Source organism: Pseudomonas sp. IPO3747 (genome assembly GCF_013385245.1).
Classification (GTDB): domain Bacteria; phylum Pseudomonadota; class Gammaproteobacteria; order Pseudomonadales; family Pseudomonadaceae; genus Aquipseudomonas; species Aquipseudomonas edaphica.
Genome location: NZ_JACAQL010000008.1, coordinates 247,355 through 267,360 on the forward strand (window position 1 = coordinate 247,355; position 20,006 = coordinate 267,360).

General features: G+C 61.0%; 24 protein-coding genes. 17 read left to right on the plus strand and 7 right to left on the minus strand.

Going from position 1 to position 20,006, the window contains the following annotated elements; genetic code table 11:
* Positions 1-101: 101 nt before the first annotated feature.
* The 4 genes from HX790_RS12730 to pilG are packed head-to-tail and all read right to left on the minus strand — an operon-like array spanning position 102 to position 3,506.
* The gene (locus tag HX790_RS12730) at positions 102-2,153 is read right to left on the minus strand and encodes a methyl-accepting chemotaxis protein (protein WP_017139440.1); all 2,052 of its coding nucleotides are present in this window, start codon (positions 2,151-2,153) and stop codon (positions 102-104) included.
* Complete coding sequence (locus HX790_RS12735) at positions 2,150-2,674, minus strand: chemotaxis protein CheW (RefSeq protein WP_017139441.1); 525 nt, start codon at positions 2,672-2,674, stop codon at positions 2,150-2,152. The genes HX790_RS12730 and HX790_RS12735 overlap by 4 nt, the downstream gene beginning before the upstream one ends.
* 12 nt (positions 2,675-2,686) lie before the next feature.
* Entirely contained in the window at positions 2,687-3,052 is a 366-nt protein-coding gene (pilH, locus tag HX790_RS12740) for a twitching motility response regulator PilH (protein ID WP_017139442.1), read from the minus strand.
* A 46-nt stretch (positions 3,053-3,098) separates the two neighbouring features.
* The gene (gene pilG, locus HX790_RS12745; RefSeq protein ID WP_010564379.1) at positions 3,099-3,506 is read right to left on the minus strand and encodes a twitching motility response regulator PilG; all 408 of its coding nucleotides are present in this window, start codon (positions 3,504-3,506) and stop codon (positions 3,099-3,101) included.
* Between the two features lie 239 nt (positions 3,507-3,745).
* Between pilG and gshB the strand changes: the two genes are divergently transcribed.
* From gshB to HX790_RS12780, 7 genes are all read left to right on the plus strand, one after another.
* Entirely contained in the window at positions 3,746-4,699 is a 954-nt protein-coding gene (gene gshB, locus HX790_RS12750) for a glutathione synthase (RefSeq protein WP_099550340.1), read from the plus strand.
* A gap of 77 nt (positions 4,700-4,776) precedes the next feature.
* A complete protein-coding gene (locus tag HX790_RS12755; protein ID WP_176991625.1) occupies positions 4,777-5,682 on the plus strand; it encodes an energy transducer TonB in 906 nt (301 codons plus the stop codon).
* 179 nt (positions 5,683-5,861) lie between these two features.
* The gene (locus HX790_RS12760) at positions 5,862-6,431 is read left to right on the plus strand and encodes a YqgE/AlgH family protein (RefSeq protein WP_017139445.1); all 570 of its coding nucleotides are present in this window, start codon (positions 5,862-5,864) and stop codon (positions 6,429-6,431) included.
* The gene (gene ruvX, locus HX790_RS12765; RefSeq protein ID WP_003195067.1) at positions 6,431-6,868 is read left to right on the plus strand and encodes a Holliday junction resolvase RuvX; all 438 of its coding nucleotides are present in this window, start codon (positions 6,431-6,433) and stop codon (positions 6,866-6,868) included. The genes HX790_RS12760 and ruvX overlap by 1 nt, the downstream gene beginning before the upstream one ends.
* Before the next feature lie 82 nt (positions 6,869-6,950).
* Positions 6,951-7,457 (plus strand): bifunctional pyr operon transcriptional regulator/uracil phosphoribosyltransferase PyrR, encoded by a 507-nt coding sequence (pyrR, locus tag HX790_RS12770; RefSeq protein WP_170036805.1) that lies wholly within the window; start codon positions 6,951-6,953, stop codon positions 7,455-7,457.
* Between the two features lie 24 nt (positions 7,458-7,481).
* On the plus strand, positions 7,482-8,486 hold the full coding sequence (locus tag HX790_RS12775) for an aspartate carbamoyltransferase catalytic subunit (protein WP_056857699.1): 1,005 nt from the start codon (positions 7,482-7,484) through the stop codon (positions 8,484-8,486).
* Complete coding sequence (locus HX790_RS12780; RefSeq protein ID WP_099550338.1) at positions 8,483-9,754, plus strand: dihydroorotase; 1,272 nt, start codon at positions 8,483-8,485, stop codon at positions 9,752-9,754. The genes HX790_RS12775 and HX790_RS12780 overlap by 4 nt, the downstream gene beginning before the upstream one ends.
* Before the next feature lie 143 nt (positions 9,755-9,897).
* On the opposite strand, the gene HX790_RS12785 is transcribed toward HX790_RS12780, so the two are convergent.
* Complete coding sequence (locus HX790_RS12785; protein WP_176991626.1) at positions 9,898-10,326, minus strand: TM2 domain-containing protein; 429 nt, start codon at positions 10,324-10,326, stop codon at positions 9,898-9,900.
* 249 nt (positions 10,327-10,575) lie between these two features.
* Here HX790_RS12785 and HX790_RS12790 point away from each other — a divergent pair, with 249 nt between their 5' ends.
* Positions 10,576-11,211, plus strand: a complete 636-nt coding sequence (locus HX790_RS12790; protein WP_017139450.1) for a C40 family peptidase — start codon at positions 10,576-10,578, stop codon at positions 11,209-11,211.
* Positions 11,212-11,341: 130 nt separating this feature from the next.
* Here HX790_RS12790 and HX790_RS12795 read toward each other — a convergent pair whose 3' ends face one another.
* The gene (locus HX790_RS12795; protein WP_138454277.1) at positions 11,342-12,376 is read right to left on the minus strand and encodes a type IV pilus twitching motility protein PilT; all 1,035 of its coding nucleotides are present in this window, start codon (positions 12,374-12,376) and stop codon (positions 11,342-11,344) included.
* 57 nt (positions 12,377-12,433) lie between these two features.
* Between HX790_RS12795 and HX790_RS12800 the strand changes: the two genes are divergently transcribed.
* The 9 genes from HX790_RS12800 to HX790_RS12840 all read left to right on the plus strand — a co-directional run bounded on the left by HX790_RS12800 (position 12,434) and on the right by HX790_RS12840 (position 19,136).
* A complete protein-coding gene (locus tag HX790_RS12800; protein WP_099550335.1) occupies positions 12,434-13,120 on the plus strand; it encodes a YggS family pyridoxal phosphate-dependent enzyme in 687 nt (228 codons plus the stop codon).
* Between the two features lie 33 nt (positions 13,121-13,153).
* A complete protein-coding gene (gene proC, locus HX790_RS12805; RefSeq protein WP_017139453.1) occupies positions 13,154-13,972 on the plus strand; it encodes a pyrroline-5-carboxylate reductase in 819 nt (272 codons plus the stop codon).
* Positions 13,973-13,997: 25 nt separating this feature from the next.
* Positions 13,998-14,585, plus strand: coding sequence for a YggT family protein (locus tag HX790_RS12810; RefSeq protein ID WP_017139454.1), 588 nt, complete (start codon positions 13,998-14,000; stop codon positions 14,583-14,585).
* A gap of 194 nt (positions 14,586-14,779) precedes the next feature.
* Positions 14,780-15,919, plus strand: a complete 1,140-nt coding sequence (locus HX790_RS12815; protein ID WP_017139455.1) for a homoserine O-acetyltransferase — start codon at positions 14,780-14,782, stop codon at positions 15,917-15,919.
* A gap of 7 nt (positions 15,920-15,926) precedes the next feature.
* Positions 15,927-16,547 carry a methionine biosynthesis protein MetW gene (gene metW / locus HX790_RS12820; protein ID WP_016972957.1) on the plus strand — a complete coding sequence of 207 codons (621 nt, stop codon included), beginning with the start codon at positions 15,927-15,929 and terminating at the stop codon, positions 16,545-16,547.
* A 21-nt stretch (positions 16,548-16,568) separates the two neighbouring features.
* The gene (locus HX790_RS12825; RefSeq protein ID WP_017139456.1) at positions 16,569-17,006 is read left to right on the plus strand and encodes a DUF4426 domain-containing protein; all 438 of its coding nucleotides are present in this window, start codon (positions 16,569-16,571) and stop codon (positions 17,004-17,006) included.
* Positions 17,003-17,596 carry an RdgB/HAM1 family non-canonical purine NTP pyrophosphatase gene (gene rdgB / locus HX790_RS12830; protein WP_017139457.1) on the plus strand — a complete coding sequence of 198 codons (594 nt, stop codon included), beginning with the start codon at positions 17,003-17,005 and terminating at the stop codon, positions 17,594-17,596. The genes HX790_RS12825 and rdgB overlap by 4 nt, the downstream gene beginning before the upstream one ends.
* Complete coding sequence (gene hemW, locus HX790_RS12835; protein WP_017139458.1) at positions 17,593-18,795, plus strand: radical SAM family heme chaperone HemW; 1,203 nt, start codon at positions 17,593-17,595, stop codon at positions 18,793-18,795. Before rdgB ends, hemW begins: the two co-directional genes overlap by 4 nt.
* Before the next feature lie 17 nt (positions 18,796-18,812).
* Positions 18,813-19,136 (plus strand): DUF3392 domain-containing protein, encoded by a 324-nt coding sequence (locus tag HX790_RS12840; RefSeq protein WP_017139459.1) that lies wholly within the window; start codon positions 18,813-18,815, stop codon positions 19,134-19,136.
* Positions 19,137-19,279: 143 nt separating this feature from the next.
* On the opposite strand, the gene trmB is transcribed toward HX790_RS12840, so the two are convergent.
* Entirely contained in the window at positions 19,280-20,005 is a 726-nt protein-coding gene (gene trmB / locus HX790_RS12845) for a tRNA (guanosine(46)-N7)-methyltransferase TrmB (protein WP_017139460.1), read from the minus strand.
* Position 20,006 lies beyond the last annotated feature (1 nt).

Below are 20,006 nucleotides of genomic sequence, written 5' to 3' on the forward strand. Positions count from 1 at the left end.
TGTGGGAGCTGGCTTGCCTGCGATGGCGGACTGTCAGGTGATACCTGTGCAACTGACCCACCGCTATCGCAGGCAAGCCAGCTCCCACATCAGATAGCATTTCAATCATCGGCCTGTTTAGGCGGCGGCAGGGTGAAACCCGACACCGACCGGCGCAACTGACTGGCCATCTTTGCCAAATTGCCGATGCTCTCCGCCGTGGCCGTAGAACCCGACGACGTCTGCGTGGTGATCTGCTGAATCACATTCATCGTCAGCGAAATCTGCCCCGCCGATGAGGTCTGTTGCTGCGCCGCATTGGAGATGCTCTGAATCAACGCCGCCAGGGTTTTCGACACGCCTTCGATCTCTTCCAACGCCACCCCGGCGTCCTGGGCCAACCGTGCGCCACGCACCACTTCGGTGGTGGTTTGTTCCATGGAGATAACCGCTTCATTGGTGTCGGCCTGAATCGCCCGCACCAGGGTTTCGATTTGCCGGGTGGCGGCGGATGAGCGCTCGGCCAGCCGCTGTACTTCGTCGGCCACCACCGCAAAACCGCGCCCAGCGTCACCGGCCATGCTCGCCTGGATGGCGGCGTTGAGGGCGAGGATGTTGGTCTGGTCGGCAATGTCGTCGATCAGGCTGACGATATCGCCAATCTCCTGGGAAGACTCGCCCAGGCGTTTGATGCGCTTGGCGGTGTCCTGGATCTGTTCTCGGATGTTGTCCATGCCATGGATGGTGTTGTGCACCACCTCGTTGCCCTTGTTGGCGATTTCCACCGAGCGCTCCGCCACGGCCGAAGATTCGGCAGCGTTGGCCGACACTTGATCGATGGACTGGGCCATCTGGTTGATCGCCGTGGAGGCTTCGGCGATCTGCTGGGCTTGATGCTCCGAAGCCTGGGCCAGATGCATGGCGGTGGCCTGGGTGTCCTGCACCGCACCGGCCACTTGCCCGGCGGTGAGGTTGATGGTCGCGACCAGATCGCGCAGTTGGTCGACGGAGTAGTTGATGGAGTCGGCGATGGTGCCGGTGAAGTCCTCGGTGACCGAGGCGGTCACGGTGAGGTCGCCATCGGCCAGGTCTTCGATTTCATCGAGCAGGCGCATGATCGCGTTCTGATTGCGCTCGTTCTTCTCGGCGGTTTCATGCAGTTGGCGGTTGGTTTCGCGCACCATCACCAGGCCGATCAGAATGATCGAGGCCAGTGCCAGCAAACCCAGCACGTAGCCACCAATGGTGTCGAAACTTCGCCCGCTGGCGAGGTTTTCAAAACCGGTGGCCAGGTGCGAGGCCTCATCGAGCAGGGTTTGCGACAGGTTGAAGATATTGCTCGCCGAGGCCCGTACCTGGAACAGCTGCGGCGAGGTTTCGAGGATTTCATCCACGGAGCCGGAGACAAACTCGAACAGCTCCGAAATTTCCGCCAGCCGCGCGCGCGCGTCATGGTCTTCGACCTGGGTAATGCGCAAGCCCGGGTTGCCATTGAGCATGCCGTTGAGCACCACACCGAAGCGGCTGGCATCGCGGCCAAAGGCATCGGCGGCTTGCACGGCGGTTTCGTCGCCCGCCAGCACGGTGTTGACCGCGCCGAGAATACGTTCGGCCAACAGCGATTGGCGTTGAGCCAACGCTACCTGGCTGGCCGGTGCGCCACGTTGCAGCAGGATATCGACGACCTTTTCCGATTCCATCTGCAATTGCGGCACGGTTTCGGCGAGGGTCGCGGCCACTTGATGCAGGGACAACACGGTTTGTTCGCTGGCGAGAATCGCGTCGGTGTTTTTCAGCAGCGCTTCCCAGTCGGTCTGCACCGCGCGCATTTCCGCACGAACCGCACTGGGCGCGGCGGGCAGGCCGGTTTCGGTATCACCTTTTTTCAGGTAGCCCCAGCGCTGGGCAAAGTCGTTGCGCGCATCGCCCAGCAATTTGAACGCGGCGGCCTTGCCGGCAGCGGCCTCGGTGGCGTTTTTGGCGATGCGTTGGGACAGCACACGCAGCTCACCGGCGTGGCCGATGTACTGCTTGTCATAGGTGGACTGAGTGTTGAGGTACGCGAAGTTGGCGAACAACAGCATGATGAACACGATCAGCGCAATAAACAGCACGATGATCTGTGAGCGGCTGCGCGATGCGGCCTGGGGTTTGGGCGTGGTGACGGTGGTCATGCGGCAACATCCATGAAGCCTGGGGCCTGGGCCAGAGCGAAGGGGCTGAAGACCTGCCACAGCGGGTCGCCGTCGAACTGGCCGAGGATAAACGGCGCGCCGGGTGCGGCGCTGGTCAACAAAGCGTCTTGTGCGAAATGCTGCATGCCCACCACCTCGTCTACCAGCAGCCCGACAAACAGGTCGTTGTACTCGACCACCAGCACCCGTCGTTGCTTGCGTGCCTTGGACAATTCAAGGCCAAGAAAGCCACCCAAGTCCATCACCGGCAGCAAACGCCCACGCAGGTTGGCCACGCCCTTGACCCACGGTTTGACACCGGGCATCAAGGTGCAACGCGGCTCATGCAGCACTTCGGCGACTTCGCCCATCGGCGCCACGTACCAGTGTGGCCCCAGGCGAAAGCCGATCCCGCTCCAGCGTTGCAGGCGAGCTTCCTGGGACGGCAGGTCGGCGGCCAGCAGGCGGCAGCGGCGGTCGATGTCCAGCAGCAGCTCGAAGGCGGTTTGCGACTCGGTCATGATCGCGAGCCTTTAGCCGGCCAGTACCTTGTTCAAGGTGGCGATCAGGGTGTCTTCGTCCACAGGCTTGGTCAGGTAATCCTTGGCACCCTGGCGCGCGCCCCAGATTTTGTCGGTTTCCTGATCCTTGGTGGTGATGATGATGATCGGAATGCCGTTGGTTTCCGGCTCCTTGGACAGTTGGCGGGTAGCCTGGAAGCCGTTGAGGCCCGGCATCACGATGTCCATCAGCACGGCGTCGGGTTTTTCCTGGCGGGCCAGGGCCACGCCGTCCGCGCCGTTTTCGGCCTTGAGCACCACGTGGCCGTGTTTTTCCAGCATGCCGGTGAGTTTGTACATTTCAGTCGGCGAATCGTCGACGATCAGAACGCGTGCCATGGTTTTCCCCACTACATTGGTCGGCGCCAGCCCTTGTGAGGCGGCGTCAGTGTGCTTGTTCTACTGCGGCAAACCCAGGCACGTAAGCCTTGATTGCGCCCAGCAGTTCTTCCTTGCTGAAAGGCTTGGTCAAAAACTGATCGACACCAACGATGCGCCCCTTGGCCTTGTCGAACAGGCCGTCTTTAGAAGACAGCATGATCACCGGGATCGACTTGAACGCCGGGTTGTTCTTCACCAGGGCGCAGGTCTGATAGCCATCCAGGCGCGGCATCATGATGTCGACAAAGATAATGTGCGGGTGATGATCAACAATCCGGGCCAGGGCATCGAAACCGTCGATAGCCGTGATCACATCGCAGCCCACGTTCTTCAACAGCGTCTCGGCGGTGCGGCGGATCGTTTTTGAATCATCGATCACCATCACTCTCAAGGCGTTGGAATGCTGTTCCATATCTGCTCTACCATCGCCACAGCGAATCGGTTTTCGGTGTGTACTGCCTGATGTTGCACAGGATGAGCGCCGCAAGCCTTGGAATTCAAGGGCTGCTGCGCCGTGGCAGTCTTTTTAGCACAGTCTCCGGGCGCAATCTATCGAGCAACCGGCCAGGTGGTTTTTCCTTGACCCACAACAGCCGCAGCGCCACTCTGACGCCACTTTTATGCGCCCTAATTTGCTAGAGGAAATCCCCCATGAGCGTTCGCGTCGGCATTGTCATGGACCCTATCGCCAGCATTTCCTATAAAAAGGACAGCTCGCTGGCCATGCTCCTGGCCGCCCAGGCCCGCGGCTGGACCCTGTTCTATATGGAGCAGCGCGATCTTTACCAGGGCGACGGCGAAGCCCGCGCACGCATGCGCCCGCTGCAGGTGTTTGCCAACCCTGAGAAGTGGTTTGAGCTGGCGGACGAGATCGACAGCCCGTTGAGCGATCTGGACGTGATCCTGATGCGCAAGGACCCGCCGTTCGACATGGAATTCGTCTACTCCACTTACCTGCTGGAACAGGCCGAGCGCGCCGGCGTGCTGATCGTCAACAAGCCGCAGAGCCTGCGCGACTGCAATGAAAAGCTGTTCGCCACGCTGTTTCCGCAGTGCACGCCGCCGACCGTGGTCAGCCGCCGCGCCGACGTGCTGCGTGAATTCGCCGCCAAACACGGTGATGTGATCCTCAAACCGCTGGACGGCATGGGCGGCACGTCGATCTTCCGTCACCGCGCCGGTGACCCGAACCTGTCGGTGATCCTGGAAACCCTGACCGCGCTGGGCACCCAGCAGATCATGGGCCAGGCTTATATTCCGGCGATCAAGGATGGCGACAAGCGCATCCTGATGATCGACGGCGAACCGGTGGATTACTGCCTGGCGCGTATTCCAGCAGCCGGCGAGACCCGTGGCAACCTGGCGGCCGGTGGTCGCGGTGAAGCACGCCCGTTGTCGGACAAAGACCGTTGGATCGCCTCTCAGGTTGGCCCAACCCTGCGGGAAAAAGGCCTGCTATTTGTAGGACTAGACGTAATTGGTGAGAACCTCACCGAAATCAACGTCACCAGCCCGACCTGTATTCGCGAGATCGACAATGCATTTGGCACGAACATCGGCGAAATGCTGATGGCGGCCATTGAGCGCAAGCTACAAGCCAAGTGACATAGAACAGCCGGACATAAACCAACATTGCGTTATCATGCGCCACCTGTGAAACGCGCGATGTTGGTTTTTTTGTCATGACACTCCCGTCCGATCTGCCCTACGAACTCTCCCACAGCGGCGTGCGCCCGGCTGATCGGCTCGGATTTACCCTGTTCCTGGCCGCCTTGATCCACCTCGCCCTACTGCTCGGCCTGGGCTTCACCTACGTCGAGCCCAAGCAGATCAGCAAAACCCTGGAAATCACCCTCGCCACGTTCAAGAGCGAAAAAAAGCCCGAAAAGGCCGATTTTCTTGCCCAGGACAACCAGCAAGGCAGCGGCACCCTCGACAAGAAGGCCGTGCCCAAGACCACCGAAGTGGCGCCTTTCCAGGACAACAAGGTCAATAAAGTCACGCCCCCACCCGCCCCCAAGCCCGAGGTCAAGCAGGCCGCGCCCAAGGCCGCCGTGACCACCGTTGCGCCCAAACCGCAAAAAGCTGCGACCCAGCGCGAGAAAGCCAAGACCGAACCTACGCCTGAGCCGGTGAAGACTGCGCCGACGTTCGACAGTTCGCAGCTCTCTGACCAGATCTCCAGCCTCGAAGCGGAACTGGCCAATGAGCAACAGCTGTATGCCAAGCGCCCGCGCATCTACCGCCTGAATGCCGCGTCAACCATGCGCGACAAAGGCGCCTGGTATAAAGACGAGTGGCGCAAGAAGGTCGAGCGCATCGGTAACCTCAACTACCCGGATGAAGCGCGGCGTCAGCAGATTTACGGCAATTTGCGTCTTCTGGTGTCGATCAACCGCGACGGCTCGCTTTATGAAGTGCAGGTGCTGGAGTCGTCCGGCCAGCCGCTGCTGGACCAGGCCGCCCAGCGCATCGTGCGCCTGGCTGCGCCTTTCGCGCCGTTTACCGGTGACTTGAACGACATCGACCGCCTGGAAATCATCCGCACCTGGAAGTTTGCCAGGGGCGATCGGCTGTCGAGCAACTGAGGATCGTTCCCCCTCGCCACAGGTACGAAGTACATCCTTTAATGATGGATAAGGATCGTTCCCACGCTCTGCGTGGGAATGCATCTCAGGACGCTCCGCGTCCACTTTTAAGAGCGCGACGCGGAGCGATCACTAACTCCAGCTTGTCAGTTCGCCCCTCCAACGCCACACTAGTGGGCATGAAAAATGTCAGCCCGACCTACCTCAAGCACCAATTCCTGATCGCCATGCCCCATATGGCCGACCCGAACTTTGCGCAGACCTTGACCTACATCGTCGAGCACACGGCCAATGGTGCAATGGGGTTGGTGGTCAACCGCCCGCAAGAGCTGAACCTGGCCGATATCCTTGAGCAACTGCGCCCCGAGATCGACCCACCGGCGCGTTGCCAGGGCGTGCCGATCTACATCGGCGGGCCGGTGCAGACCGATCGTGGCTTTGTGCTGCACCCCACCGGGCCGAAGTTTCAGGCCACGGTAGACCTTGAAGGCGTGTCGCTGTCGACCTCCCAGGACGTGTTGTTTGCCATCGCCGACGGCGTCGGCCCCGAGCAAAGCGTGATCACCCTCGGCTATGCCGGTTGGGAAGCCGGGCAACTGGAAGCCGAACTGGCCAGCAATGCCTGGCTGACCTGCCCGTTTGACGCCGACATCCTGTTCAACACCGCCAGTGAGCTGCGCCTGGAAGCAGCTGCCGCCAAGCTTCGGGTCAACCTCAGCCTGCTGACCAGCCAGGCGGGGCACGCCTGATGGCTTTGCGCTTGATCCTCGGTTTTGACTACGGCACCAAACAGATCGGCGTAGCGGTCGGCCAGGTGATTACCGGCCAGGCCCGCGAGCTGTGTACATTGAAAGCCCAGAACGGCGTGCCGGACTGGAACCAGGTCGAAGCCCTCATTAAAGAGTGGAAGCCCGACGCCGTCGTGGTCGGCCTGCCGTTGAACATGGACGGCACCCCCAGCGACATGTGCCTGCGCGCGGAAAAATTCGCCCGCCGCCTCAATGGCCGCTACAACCTGCCCTTCTATACCCACGATGAACGCCTGACCACCTTTGAAGCCAAGGGTGAGCGCCGCGACCGTGGCGGGCAAAAAGGCAGCTACCGCGACAACCCCGTGGACGCCATTGCCGCCGCCCTGTTGCTGCAGGGCTGGCTGGATGAAAACACCGCTTTATTTGAATCCTGACTGACGCGGCTTGCCGCGTCTTTTTACGTTTGAGCCCGGACCTTGTGCGCACCTCGCTGCGCAAGGCCTAGAAGGAGCCACCATGAGCCTGCCCAATCCCACCGAACTGATCAGCCAGATGGCGACGAACCTCACCGCCCATCTGCAACACCGCGCCATCAGCGAGCCGCGTTTTATCGGCATCCGCACTGGTGGTGTGTGGGTGGCCCAGGCGCTACTGGAAGAGCTGGGCAGCGATTCGCCGCTGGGCACCCTGGACGTGTCCTTTTACCGCGACGACTTCAGCCAGAATGGCCTGCACCCGCAAGTGCAGCCCTCGGCGCTGCCGTTTGAGGTCGAAGGCCAGCATCTGGTGCTGATCGACGACGTGCTGATGAGCGGCCGCACCATCCGCGCCGCCCTTAACGAGCTGTTCGACTACGGCCGCCCGGCCAGTGTGACCCTCGTATGCCTGCTGGACCTGGACGCCGGCGAATTGCCGATCAGCCCGGACGTGGTTGGCGCAACGCTGTCGCTGCAAGCCCATCAACGGGTAAAATTGTCCGGTCCCACGCCGCTCGAACTCGAACTGCAAGACCTTGCCCTTTAAACCGCCTTGTACAGAGTCCCCGCGATGACGCCTCTAGATGCCAAGCGCCCGCTGCAGCTCAATGCTCAGGGCCAGTTGCAACACTTCTTGTCCCTCGACGGTTTGCCCCGCGAACTGCTCACCGAAATCCTCGACACCGCCGACTCGTTCCTCGAAGTCGGTGGCCGGGCGGTGAAGAAAGTCCCGCTGCTGCGTGGCAAAACCATCTGCAATGTGTTCTTCGAGAACTCCACGCGCACCCGCACCACCTTTGAACTGGCGGCCCAGCGGCTGTCGGCCGACGTGATCACACTGAACGTGTCCACCTCGTCGGCGAGCAAGGGCGAAACCCTGCTCGACACCCTGCGCAACCTGGAAGCCATGGCCGCCGACATGTTCGTGGTACGCCACGGCGACTCCGGCGCCGCGCATTTCATCGCCGAACATGTGTGCCCGCAGGTGGCAATCATCAACGGCGGCGACGGCCGCCACGCCCACCCGACCCAGGGCATGCTGGACATGCTCACTATTCGTCGGCACAAGGGCAGCTTTGAAAACCTCTCGGTGGCCATCGTCGGCGACATCCTGCACTCGCGTGTGGCGCGCTCGAACATGCTGGCCCTGAAAACCCTCGGCTGCCCGGACATTCGCGTGATCGCGCCGAAAACCCTGCTGCCGATCGGCATCGAGCAATACGGCGTGAAGGTCTACACCGACATGACCGAAGGCCTCAAGGATGTGGACGTGGTGATCATGCTGCGCCTGCAACGTGAGCGCATGTCCGGTGGCCTGCTGCCGAGCGAAGGCGAGTTCTACCGCCTGTTCGGGCTGACTACCGCGCGTTTGGCCGGCGCCAAGCCGGATGCCATCGTGATGCACCCAGGCCCGATCAACCGTGGCGTGGAGATTGAATCGGCGGTGGCCGATGGCCCGCAGTCGGTGATCCTCAACCAGGTGACTTATGGCATCGCCATCCGCATGGCCGTGTTGTCCATGGCCATGAGCGGGCAAACCGCGCAACGTCAATTCGAGCAGGAGAACGCCCAGTGAAGCTCAGCATTCTTGGCGCTCGCGTTATCGATCCGGCCAGCGGGCTGGATCAAGTCACCGACCTTCACCTGGAAGCCGGCAAGCTCATCGCCATTGGCGCCGCGCCCGCCGGCTTCAGCGCCAGCCAGAGTATCGATGCCAACGGCCTGGTGGCCGCGCCTGGCCTGGTGGACCTGAACGTCGCCCTGCGCGAGCCGGGTTACAGCCGCAAAGGCAGCATCGCCAGCGAAACCCGTGCGGCCGCAGCCGGTGGCGTCACCAGCCTGTGCTGCCCGCCACACACCAAGCCGATCCTGGACACTTCGGCGGTGACCGAGTTGATCCTCGACCGCGCCCGTGAAGCCGGTAATTGCAAAGTGTTCCCCATCGGCGCGCTGAGCAAAGGCCTGGAAGGTGAACAACTTGCCGAGCTGATCGCCCTGCGTGACGCCGGTTGCGTGGCATTCGGCAACGGCCTGGAGAGTTTTCGCAGCACCCGCACGCTGTGCCGTGCGCTGGAATACGCGGCCACGTTCGATCTGACCGTGATCTTCCACTCCCAGGACCGCGACCTGGCCGAAGGCGGCCTGGCCCATGAAGGCGCCGTGGCCAGCTTCCTCGGCCTGCCGGGCATTCCGGAAACTGCCGAGACCGTGGCCCTGGCCCGTGATCTGTTGTTGGTGGAACAAAGCGGTGTGCGTGCGCACTTCAGCCAACTCACCAGCGCACGCGGTGTGGCCTTGATCGCCCAGGCCCAGGCGCGCGGCTTGCCGGTGACGGCGGATGTGGCGTTGTATCAGCTGATTTTGACCGATGAGGCGCTGATCGACTTCTCCAGCCTGTATCACGTGCAGCCGCCGCTGCGCACGCTGGCCGACCGTGAAGGTTTGCGGGCGGCGGTGAAGTCGGGTGTGGTTTCGGCGATTTCCAGCCATCACCAGCCCCACGAACGGGATGCCAAGCTGGCACCGTTTGGCGCAACAGAGCCTGGAATCAGCAGCGTAGAGCTGTTGCTGCCATTGGCGATGACGTTGGTGGAAGACGGTTTGTTGGACTTGCCGACGCTGCTGGCGCGCCTGAGCGCTGGCCCTGCCGAGGCATTGCGCCTGCCAGCGGGCAAGTTGGCGGTGGGTTCGGCGGCGGATCTGGTGCTGTTTGACCCGGCCAGTTCCACGGTTGCCGGGGAACACTGGCTGTCCAAGGGCGAGAACTGCCCGTTCATCGGCCATAGCCTGCCGGCGACGGTGCGCTACACCTTGGTGGATGGGCGGATTACTTACCAGGCCTGACCCCAGTCTGGAGTGGCCAAAGTACATGTGGGAGCGGGCTTGCTCGCGAATACGGTGTGTCAGCCGGCAAATATGCTGACTGATCCACCGCTTTCGCGAGCAAGCCCGCTCCCACATTGGGCTCTCTAATAGGCTTGAGAGACTTATCGGCCGTTGTTGCGCTCGGCATTGCGGATCGAAATCTGCGTATTCAACGTCCAGAAGTCATACAGCACCCCGATCAGGAACAAACCGCCGGTCAACAGGTAGATCAGGCCGGTGATCCATTTGCCCTGGTACATGCGGTGCAAACCGAATACACCCAGGAACGCCAACAGAATCCAGGCCACGTTGTATTCGATCGGGCCGGCGGTAAAACGCAGGTCTGCTTCACGGTCCATGGCCGGGATCAGGAACAAGTCGATCAGCCAACCGATACCGAACAGGCCGAAGGTGAAAAACCAGATCGTCCCGGTCACGGGTTTGCCGTAATAGAAGCGATGCGCCCCGGTAAAACCAAAAATCCAAAGCAGGTAACCGATCACCTTGCTGTGGGTGTCTTGCTGCGTAACATCCTGTCGATAGGTGTTCATGGAGTACCTCTTTTGCCTCGATAGATAAATTTTTTCATTTTCTTTGTGACTTTTTTACGGGCGCCCGACGCACGGCAAATGGTATCTTCCCTCCCGCAAAGCCTTATGCCACCTGACTTCTGTAGGACAATAGCGGCAATTCGTCGCGTTTTTCCTGAGTTTGACCCCAGAGTTCAGTCGACAAACGGCCTGAGAACGACACAAAAAGCTGTTATAAAGTTGCGCGCAAACCTAAAAGAGCCACGCCTAATGCGACCATTTTTCAAGACATGGCTAACCATCTGCCTATTAATGCCACTGGCCGCCCACGCCACCAATCGTGAGCAACGTCTTCCTAACGTTAACGGTTTCACCCCTAAAGTTCACAGCACACCCAGCACTGCCAAGTCGGTAAAGCTGACCGTCAACCGCCCGACTCAAGTGAGCAAGGCCCACGGTAAAGCGATCCACACCCAACTGGCCGTCAACACCAAACAAAGCAGCAATGTCCTCAGCCGTGCCGTTAACGTGCTCGGTACCCCTTATCGTTGGGGCGGCAGCAGCCCAAGTAAAGGGTTCGACTGCAGCGGTTTGGTGAAATATGCGTTTAATGATGTAAAAGCGGTGGATTTGCCCCGCACCTCCAACGCCATGGCTGCCGGCCACGGCTTGAAGGTTGATCGCAAGGATTTAAAACCGGGCGACCTGTTGTTCTTCAAACTCAAGAGCCGCCAGGTCAACCACGTTGCTATCTACCTGGGCAACGACCGCTTTATCCACGCACCGCGCCGTGGCAAGTCGGTGAGCATCGACACACTGAAAAAGCCGTTCTGGGACAAGAACTACGTGATTGCCAAGCGTGTTCTGCCTAAAGAGCAGAATAACCTGCGGGTTGTTCAGCGCTGATCCCAGGCTGAATGCACTACAAAATGTGGGAGCTGGCTTGCCTGCGATATCGAACTGCCAGGCGACATCTCTGTCGACTGGCACACCGTCATCGCAGGCAAGCCAGCTCCCACACTGATTTCATCGGCGTTCAGATATCTGTCGGCACCCGCGCCAGCCCCCGCGCATCCTCCCGGCTGATCAGCCCTGCGCTGACCAACGCCTTCAAGCTCATATCCAGCGTTTTCATCCCCAACGCCCCGCCGGTTTGAATCGCCGAGACCATCTGCGCCACCTTGTCCTCGCGGATCAGGTTACGGATAGCTGGCGTGCCCAGCATGATCTCGTGCGCCGCCACCCGGCCGCCGCCGATTTTCTTAACCAGCACCTGGGACACCACCGCCTGCAGCGACTCCGACAGCATGGCGCGCACCATGGCTTTTTCCCCCGCAGGGAACACATCCACCAGCCGATCCACGCTCTTTGCCGCTGAAGTGGTGTGCAGCGTGCCCAATACCAAGTGCCCGGTCTCTGCCGCCGTCAGTGCCAGGCGGATGGTTTCCAGGTCACGCAGCTCGCCCACCAGAATCACATCCGGGTCTTCACGCAGGGCCGAGCGCAGCGCCGCCGAAAAACTATGAGTGTCGCGGTGTACTTGGCGCTGGTTGATCAGGGCCATTTTCGGCCTGTGGATAAATTCGATCGGGTCTTCCAGCGTGAGAATGTGCTGGCGCCGGTGCTGGTTGAGGTGGTCAATCATCGCCGCCAGGGTCGTCGACTTGCCGGAGCCGGTTGCCCCAGTCACCAGTACCAGGCCGCGCGGCAACTGCGCGATACGGCGGAAGACCTCGCCTAATCCGAGGTCTTCCAGGCTTTGCACTTCGGTCGGGATAGTGCGAAACACTGCGCCCATGCCGCGATCCTGGCGGAACACATTTGCGCGGAACCGCGCCAGGCCCGGCAGCGCGAACGCAAAATCCGTTTCAAGAGATGTTTCGAAATCCTTTTGTTGGTGCTGGTTGAGCAAAGGGCTTAATAAGTCCGCAACTTGCGTAGGCGAAAGCACCGGCCCCTCCAATGGCCAGATTTCGCCATCGACACGCAGCATTGGCGCCAGGCCAGCCGATAAATGCAGGTCGGAGGCGCCACGGCGCACGCTGGCCGTCAGCAGTTCAGTGATATCCATAGGGCTTTCCATTTCCAGTAGAATGCCGCGGACTCCATATCCACGGGTGCATCTTGAATGTCGACGATAGCAGACAACATTGGCCAGGTTAGCCAGCGCATCCGCGCCGCGGCCCACGCCGTGCAACGTGACGAAAGCAGCATCCACCTGCTGGCCGTGAGCAAGACCAAACCGGCCCAGGCCGTGCGCGAAGCCTATGCCGCCGGGATGAGAGATTTTGGCGAGAACTACCTGCAAGAAGCCTTGGGCAAACAGGCTGAATTAACCGACCTGCCCTTGAGTTGGCACTTCATCGGCCCCATTCAATCGAACAAGACTCGTGCGATCGCCGAGCACTTCGCCTGGGTGCATTCCGTGGACCGCCTGAAAATCGCGCAACGCCTGTCTGAACAACGCCCGACTGACCTGCCGCCGCTGAATATCTGCATTCAGGTCAACGTGAGTGGCGAAGCCAGCAAGTCCGGCTGTACACCCGCCGACCTGCCGGCCCTGGCCGCTGCAATCAGCGCCCTGCCCCGTTTGAAGCTGCGTGGCTTGATGGCGATCCCCGAGCCGACTGAAGATCGCGCTGCACAAGATGCAGCCTTCGCTGCGGTAAAAGACCTGCAAGCCAGCCTGAACCTGCCGCTGGACACACTTTCCATGGGCATGAGCCACGACCTTGAGTCGGCCATCGCCCAAGGGGCCACTTGGGTGCGGATCGGTACCGCCCTGTTTGGCGCCCGCGACTACGGCCAGCCGTAAAATGGCTGACATCCCTCTAAGTAAGGACCTGTCATGAGCAACACGCGTATAGCCTTTATCGGCGCCGGCAACATGGCGGCCAGCCTGATCGGCGGCCTGCGGGCCAAGGGCCTGGAAACCACGCAGATCCGCGCCAGCGACCCCGGCGCCGAGACCCGCACCCGCGTCAGCGCCGAGCACGGTATCGAAACCTTTGCCGATAACGCCGAGGCCATCCAGGGCGTCGACGTGATCGTGCTGGCGGTAAAACCGCAAGCCATGAAGGCCGTGTGCGAAAGCCTGCGCCCGAGCCTGCAACCGCACCAACTGGTGGTGTCGATCGCCGCCGGCATCACCTGCGCCAGCATGAACACCTGGCTCGGTGCCCAGCCGATCGTGCGTTGCATGCCCAACACTCCGGCACTGCTGCGCAAGGGCGTCAGCGGCTTGTACGCCACCTCCGAGGTGACTGCCGAGCAGCGCGACCAGGCTCAGGAACTGCTGTCTGCCGTGGGCCTGGCCGTGTGGCTGGAACAGGAGCAGCAGTTGGACGCGGTCACCGCCGTGTCCGGCAGCGGCCCGGCTTACTTCTTCCTGCTGATCGAAGCCATGACCGCCGCCGGCGTCAAACTCGGCCTGCCCCATGAAGTCGCCGAGCAACTGGCCGAGCAAACTGCTTTGGGCGCCGCGAACATGGCGGTCGACAGTGATGTAGACGCTGCCGAGTTGCGCCGTCGCGTGACCTCGCCAGGCGGTACCACGCAGGCCGCCATCGAATCCTTCCAGGCCGGGGGCTTTGAAGCCCTGGTGGAAAAAGCACTGGGTGCCGCAGCACACCGTTCAGCCGAGATGGCTGAGCAACTGGGCAAATAGTCATCCCTTACCAAGGTAATCAAACATGCTCGGAATCAATGACGCTGCCATTTTCATCATCCAGACCTTGGGCAGCCTGTACCTGCTGATCGTGCTGATGCGTTTTATCCTGCAACTGGTGCGGGCGAACTTCTACAACCCGCTGTGCCAATTCGTGGTCAAGGCCACCCAACCGCTGCTCAAGCCACTGCGCCGGGTAGTGCCGAGCATGTTCGGCCTGGACATGTCCTCGCTGGTGCTGGCACTGCTGCTGCAAATCCTGTTGTTTGTAGTGATCCTGATGCTCAACGGCTACCAGGCGTTCACCGTGCTGCTGTTGCCATGGGGCTTGATCGGAATCTTCTCGCTGTTTTTGAAGATCATTTTCTGGTCGATGATCATCAGCGTGATTCTGTCGTGGGTCGCACCCGGCAGCCGCAGCCCGGGTGCTGAGTTGGTAGCCCAGATCACCGAACCGGTGTTGGCACCGTTCCGTCGCCTGATCCCGAACCTGGGCGGCCTGGATATCTCGCCAATCTTCGCGTTTATCGCGATCCAGCTGCTGCAAAGCTGGGTGATTCCGCGCTTGGCCTACTATGCGTTCATGCCTAAAGAGCTGTTCGGCCTGATCTGATAGGTGGGAGCTGGCTTGCCTGCGATGCAGGCTCCTCGGTGTGTCAGTCTCACCTTGGTGATGCAATCGCAGGCAAGCCAGCTCCCACACAAGCCAGTGCTGATATCTGTATCTGCGTACTGGTGCGGGCCTTTGCTTGCCGCTGGGGTCACCGCTCTTTAGACTTACGCCTCATTTAAACGAGAGCAGGGTCGATGCCAGCTGCCTTCCCCCCCGATTCTGTTGGACTGGTCGTGCCCCAAGTGGCGCACTTCAGCGAACCGCTGGCCCTGGCCTGCGGCCGTTCGCTGCCTGCCTACGACCTGATCTATGAAACCTACGGCCAGTTGAACGCCACGGCGAGCAACGCCGTGCTGATCTGCCACGCCCTGTCCGGCCATCATCACGCCGCTGGCTTTCACAGTGCCGACGAGCGCAAGCCCGGCTGGTGGGACAGCTGCATCGGCCCCGGCAAGCCCATCGACACCAGCAAATTCTTTGTGGTCAGCCTGAACAACCTCGGCGGCTGCAATGGTTCCACCGGCCCGAGCAGCCTCAACCCGGAAACCGGCAAGCCGTTCGGCGCCGACTTCCCGGTGCTGACCGTGGAAGACTGGGTGCACAGCCAGGCGCGCCTTGCCGACTTGCTGGGCATCAACCAATGGGCCGCCGTGATCGGCGGCAGCCTGGGCGGCATGCAGGCGCTGCAATGGACCATTTCCTATCCGGATCGCGTGCGCCATTGCCTGGCCATCGCCTCGGCCCCAAAACTGTCGGCGCAGAACATCGCGTTCAACGAAGTGGCACGCCAGGCCATCCTCACCGACCCCGAGTTCCACGGCGGTTCGTTCCAGGAAGCCGGTGTGATCCCCAAGCGCGGCTTGATGCTGGCGCGGATGGTCGGGCATATCACCTACCTGTCCGATGACTCCATGGGCGAAAAATTCGGCCGTGGGCTCAAGAGCGAAAAGCTCAACTACGATTTCCACAGTGTCGAGTTCCAGGTCGAAAGCTACCTGCGTTACCAGGGCGAGGAGTTCTCGGGGCGCTTCGACGCCAACACTTACTTGCTGATGACCAAGGCGCTGGACTACTTCGACCCGGCCGCCAACCACGACGACGACCTGGCGAAAACCTTCGAGCACGCCACGGCCAAGTTCTGCGTGATGTCATTCACCACCGATTGGCGCTTCTCGCCAGCGCGTTCACGTGAACTGGTGGACGCCTTGATGGCCGCACGCAAAGACGTCTGCTACCTCGAGATCGATGCTCCGCAAGGCCATGACGCCTTCCTGATTCCGATCCCACGCTACCTGCAGGCTTTCAGCAACTACATGAACCGCATTACTTTGTGAGAACGCCATGAGAGCCGACCTGGAAATCATCCAAGACTGGATCCCCGCCGGCAGCCGCGTGCTCGACCTGGGCTGCGGTGATGGCGAACTGCTCAGCTGGCTGCGCGACAACAAGCAAGTCACCGGGTATGGCCTGGAAAACGACCCGGACAACATCGCCCAGTGCGTGGCCAAGGGCATCAACGTGATCGAGCAGGACCTGGACAAGGGCCTGGGCAACTTTGCCAGCAACAGTTTCGATATCGTGGTGATGACCCAGGCCCTGCAAGCGGTGCATTACCCGGACCGCATCCTCGACGAGATGCTGCGCGTGGGCCGTCAGTGCATCATTACCTTCCCCAACTTCGGCCACTGGCGCTGCCGCTGGTACCTGGCGACCAAGGGCCGGATGCCGGTCTCGGACTTCCTGCCATACACCTGGTACAACACGCCGAACATCCACTTCTGTACGTTTGAAGACTTCGAAGCCCTGTGCGGCGAGCGTGAAGCCAAGGTGATCAACCGCCTTGCCGTCGATCAACAGCACCGCCATGGGTGGGCGAGTAAGCTATGGCCTAATCTGTTGGGCGAAATTGGTATCTACCGGGTCAGCAGCCCTGGCCTGACCGACCACAAGATTGCCGTCTAATCATTATCAAGAGGCACGATCATGAGTCGTTTGGCTGTTTTTCTATTGACCGCCTTCCTGGGCGCCAGCGCCGTGGCAGCAGACGCCGTCGACGGTAACCGCCAGAAAGAATTTGGCGATATCACTGTGCACTACAACACCTTCACCTCGAGTTTCCTGCAACCGGAAACCGCCCAGGCAGCCGGTATCGTGCGCAGCAACGAGAAGGGCCTGATCAATGTGTCGGTGATCAAGGGCGTGACGCCAGTGGCCGCGCAGGTGACCGGCACGATCAAGGACTTGAGCGGCAAGAGCGAAGTGCTGACGTTCAAGCAGATTACTGAAAAGGGCGGCATCTCGTACCTGGCGCCCTACTCGGTCACACAGCAGGAATACCGGACGTTTACCATCAACGTTGAAACCGGTGGCAAGGCCCACGGCTTCAGCTTCGTCCAAGAACTTTTTCCGGGCACCAAATGAACCTGACACAGCTCGTACTCGCCAGCCATAACGCCGGCAAACTCAAAGAACTCCAGGCCATGCTCGGCGACTCCGTGCAGCTGCGCTCGATCGGCGAGTTCAGCCAGGTCGAACCGGAAGAGACCGGCCTGTCGTTTGTCGAAAACGCCATCCTCAAGGCCCGCAATGCCGCACGCATCTCCGGCCTGCCGGCGCTGGCGGATGACTCGGGCCTGGCCGTGGACTTCCTCGGCGGCGCACCGGGCATCTACTCGGCGCGGTATGCCGATGGCAAAGGCGACGCGGCCAACAACGCCAAACTGCTGGACGCCCTCAAGGACGTGCCGGACGCGATGCGCGGCGCACAGTTTGTCTGCGTGCTGGCGCTGGTTCGCCACGCTGATGACCCCTTACCGATTCTGTGCGAAGGCCTGTGGCACGGGCGCATCCTGCATGCCGCCAGTGGCGAGCATGGCTTTGGCTATGACCCGCTGTTCTGGGTGCCGGAGCGCAATGTCTCCAGCGCCGAACTGAGCCCGGCCGACAAGAACCAGATCAGCCACCGCGCCCGCGCAATGGATTTGCTGCGCCAACGCCTGAGCCTGAAATGACCCAAAACACCTCTGCGCAACCGCTGATCCACGGCGGCGCGCAAACGCCTCGGGCGGCATTGCCGGTGCTGCCGCCCCTGGCGCTGTACATCCACATCCCGTGGTGCGTGCGCAAATGCCCGTATTGCGACTTCAACTCCCACACCGCCAGCAAAGTGCTGCCGGAAGAAGAGTACGTAGACGCATTGCTGGCCGACCTTGATCAAGACCTGCATGCGGTTTACGGCCGTGAACTAAGCTCGATTTTCTTCGGTGGCGGCACGCCCAGCCTGTTCAGCGCCGCCGCGCTGGGGCGCCTGCTCAAAGGCGTGCAAGCCCGTATCCCGTTTGCCAACGACATCGAAATCACCCTGGAAGCCAACCCTGGCACCTTCGAGCAAGAGAAGTTCGTGGCGTACCGCAAGTTGGGGATCAATCGCCTGTCCATCGGCATCCAGAGCTTCCAGCAGCAAAAGCTTGAGGCGCTGGGCCGCATCCATAACGGCGATGAAGCTGTGCGCGCCGCCGGCATGGCACGCCAGGCCGGGTTCGATAACTTCAACCTGGACCTGATGCACGGCTTGCCCGATCAGTCACTGGACGATGCCCTGAGCGACTTGCGCCAGGCCATCGCATTGAAGCCAACGCACTTGTCCTGGTATCAGCTGACGCTGGAACCCAACACCGTATTTTGGAACCAGCCGCCCGCGCTGCCGGAAGACGACACGCTGTGGGATATTCAGGAAGCTGGCCAGGCACTGCTGGCCGAACACGGTTACGCGCAATATGAAGTGTCGGCCTATGCCCAACCGGGCCGCCCGGCACGGCACAACCTGAATTACTGGAGCTTCGGCGACTTTATCGGCATCGGCGCGGGCGCCCACGGCAAGCTCAGCCATCCGGACGGGCGCATCGTGCGCACCTGGAAAACCCGGGCGCCAAAGGACTACCTCAACCCGGCAAAAAGTTTCCAGGCCGGGGCGAAAGAACTGACCAATGAGGAGCTGCCGTTCGAGTTCCTGATGAACGCTTTGCGCCTCACCGAAGGCGTTGAATCCAAGCTGTACGCCGAACGCACCGGCCTCGACCTGGCCAGCCTCGACGAAGGCCGCCAGGAGGCAGAACAAAGTGGCTTAATGCAGGTCGAACCGTCACGCCTGGCGGCCACCGACCGTGGGCAACTCTTTCTCAATGACCTGTTGCAGAAGTTTTTGAGCTGACGCTCTAAGGAAATCACATGGATTTGGTACTCGACCTGCTCGCCACCGTGTCCCGCTGGAGCCGTAGCAACCTGTCGGAAATCTCCCTGGCCCTTGTCGGTTGTTTGCTGGTGTTGTTTGGCGCGGATATCAAAGGCTGGATCGAAGGCCGCTTGGGCAGCATCGCCGGAGCATTGCGCGTACCGTTGATGGCGCTGGTATGCATGATCGGCAGCGGCGCAGCCTTGCTGTATGCCACGCCTTGGATTGTGCGGGGGCTGAGCCAGTTTAATAACTACAGTTTGGCGCCAGTGTTGGTGGTGGTGCTGGTGTTGATTGGCGTAGTCGCCGACCGCCGCTGATTCCAAAGCCCAACACAAAACAACTGTGGGAGCTGGCTTGCCTGCGATGCAGGCACCTCGGTGTATCTGTGATACTGAGGTGATGCTATCGCAGGCAAGCCAGCTCCCACAGTTGATTGCACTCCAAGCCGGCTATTGGCTTGTCAGTCAACCTTCTCGAACTTCAAATCCCAAACCCCATGCCCCAGTCGCTCGCCGCGGCGTTCGAACTTGGTGATCGGGCGCTCGGCCGGGCGCGGCACGCATTTGCCGTCTTCGGCCAGGTTGCGGTAGCCAGGCGCTACGTCCATCACTTCCAGCATGTATTCGGCATACGGCTCCCAGTCTGTGGCCATGTGCAGAATGCCACCCACTTTCAGCTTGCTGCGCACCAGCTCCGCGAAGGAAGCCTGGACGATACGGCGTTTGTGGTGACGCGATTTGTGCCATGGGTCCGGGAAGAACAGCATCAGGCGGTCGAGGCTGTTGTCGGCGATGCAGCGGTTGAGTACTTCAATCGCGTCGCAGTCGTAGACTCGCAGGTTGGTCAGGCCTTGGGTCAGTACGCCGTTAAGCAGCGCGCCGACACCTGGGCGGTGCACTTCCACCCCGATAAAGTCCTGGTCCGGCGCGGCCGCGGCCATTTCCAGCAGGGAGTGGCCCATGCCGAAACCGATTTCCAGGGAACGCGGGGCCGAACGGCCGAACACCTGGTCGTAGTCCACCGGCGCGTCGGCCAATGGCAACACGAACAGCGGCGTACCTTGCTCCAGGCCCTTTTGCTGGCCTTCGGTCATGCGGCCGGCGCGCATCACAAAACTCTTGATGCGGCGGTGCTTGGACTCGTCGCCTTCTTCCACGGTGTTCGGCGTTTCGTTTGATTCAGTCATC

Bases quoted from the DNA above. Each gene is read 5' to 3' on its own strand.
- HX790_RS12730 (WP_017139440.1), bottom strand. From the start codon at position 2,153: ATGACCACCGTCACCACGCCCAAACCCCAGGCCGCATCGCGCAGCCGC.
- HX790_RS12735 (WP_017139441.1), bottom strand. From the start codon at position 2,674: ATGACCGAGTCGCAAACCGCCTTCGAGCTGCTGCTGGACATCGACCGC.
- pilH (WP_017139442.1), bottom strand. From the start codon at position 3,052: ATGGCACGCGTTCTGATCGTCGACGATTCGCCGACTGAAATGTACAAA.
- pilG (WP_010564379.1), bottom strand. From the start codon at position 3,506: ATGGAACAGCATTCCAACGCCTTGAGAGTGATGGTGATCGATGATTCA.
- gshB (WP_099550340.1), top strand. From the start codon at position 3,746: ATGAGCGTTCGCGTCGGCATTGTCATGGACCCTATCGCCAGCATTTCC.
- HX790_RS12755 (WP_176991625.1), top strand. From the start codon at position 4,777: ATGACACTCCCGTCCGATCTGCCCTACGAACTCTCCCACAGCGGCGTG.
- HX790_RS12760 (WP_017139445.1), top strand. From the start codon at position 5,862: ATGAAAAATGTCAGCCCGACCTACCTCAAGCACCAATTCCTGATCGCC.
- ruvX (WP_003195067.1), top strand. From the start codon at position 6,431: ATGGCTTTGCGCTTGATCCTCGGTTTTGACTACGGCACCAAACAGATC.
- pyrR (WP_170036805.1), top strand. From the start codon at position 6,951: ATGAGCCTGCCCAATCCCACCGAACTGATCAGCCAGATGGCGACGAAC.
- HX790_RS12775 (WP_056857699.1), top strand. From the start codon at position 7,482: ATGACGCCTCTAGATGCCAAGCGCCCGCTGCAGCTCAATGCTCAGGGC.
- HX790_RS12785 (WP_176991626.1), bottom strand. From the start codon at position 10,326: ATGAACACCTATCGACAGGATGTTACGCAGCAAGACACCCACAGCAAG.
- HX790_RS12790 (WP_017139450.1), top strand. From the start codon at position 10,576: ATGCGACCATTTTTCAAGACATGGCTAACCATCTGCCTATTAATGCCA.
- HX790_RS12795 (WP_138454277.1), bottom strand. From the start codon at position 12,376: ATGGATATCACTGAACTGCTGACGGCCAGCGTGCGCCGTGGCGCCTCC.
- HX790_RS12800 (WP_099550335.1), top strand. From the start codon at position 12,434: ATGTCGACGATAGCAGACAACATTGGCCAGGTTAGCCAGCGCATCCGC.
- proC (WP_017139453.1), top strand. From the start codon at position 13,154: ATGAGCAACACGCGTATAGCCTTTATCGGCGCCGGCAACATGGCGGCC.
- HX790_RS12810 (WP_017139454.1), top strand. From the start codon at position 13,998: ATGCTCGGAATCAATGACGCTGCCATTTTCATCATCCAGACCTTGGGC.
- HX790_RS12815 (WP_017139455.1), top strand. From the start codon at position 14,780: ATGCCAGCTGCCTTCCCCCCCGATTCTGTTGGACTGGTCGTGCCCCAA.
- metW (WP_016972957.1), top strand. From the start codon at position 15,927: ATGAGAGCCGACCTGGAAATCATCCAAGACTGGATCCCCGCCGGCAGC.
- HX790_RS12825 (WP_017139456.1), top strand. From the start codon at position 16,569: ATGAGTCGTTTGGCTGTTTTTCTATTGACCGCCTTCCTGGGCGCCAGC.
- rdgB (WP_017139457.1), top strand. From the start codon at position 17,003: ATGAACCTGACACAGCTCGTACTCGCCAGCCATAACGCCGGCAAACTC.
- hemW (WP_017139458.1), top strand. From the start codon at position 17,593: ATGACCCAAAACACCTCTGCGCAACCGCTGATCCACGGCGGCGCGCAA.
- HX790_RS12840 (WP_017139459.1), top strand. From the start codon at position 18,813: ATGGATTTGGTACTCGACCTGCTCGCCACCGTGTCCCGCTGGAGCCGT.
- trmB (WP_017139460.1), bottom strand. From the start codon at position 20,005: ATGACTGAATCAAACGAAACGCCGAACACCGTGGAAGAAGGCGACGAG.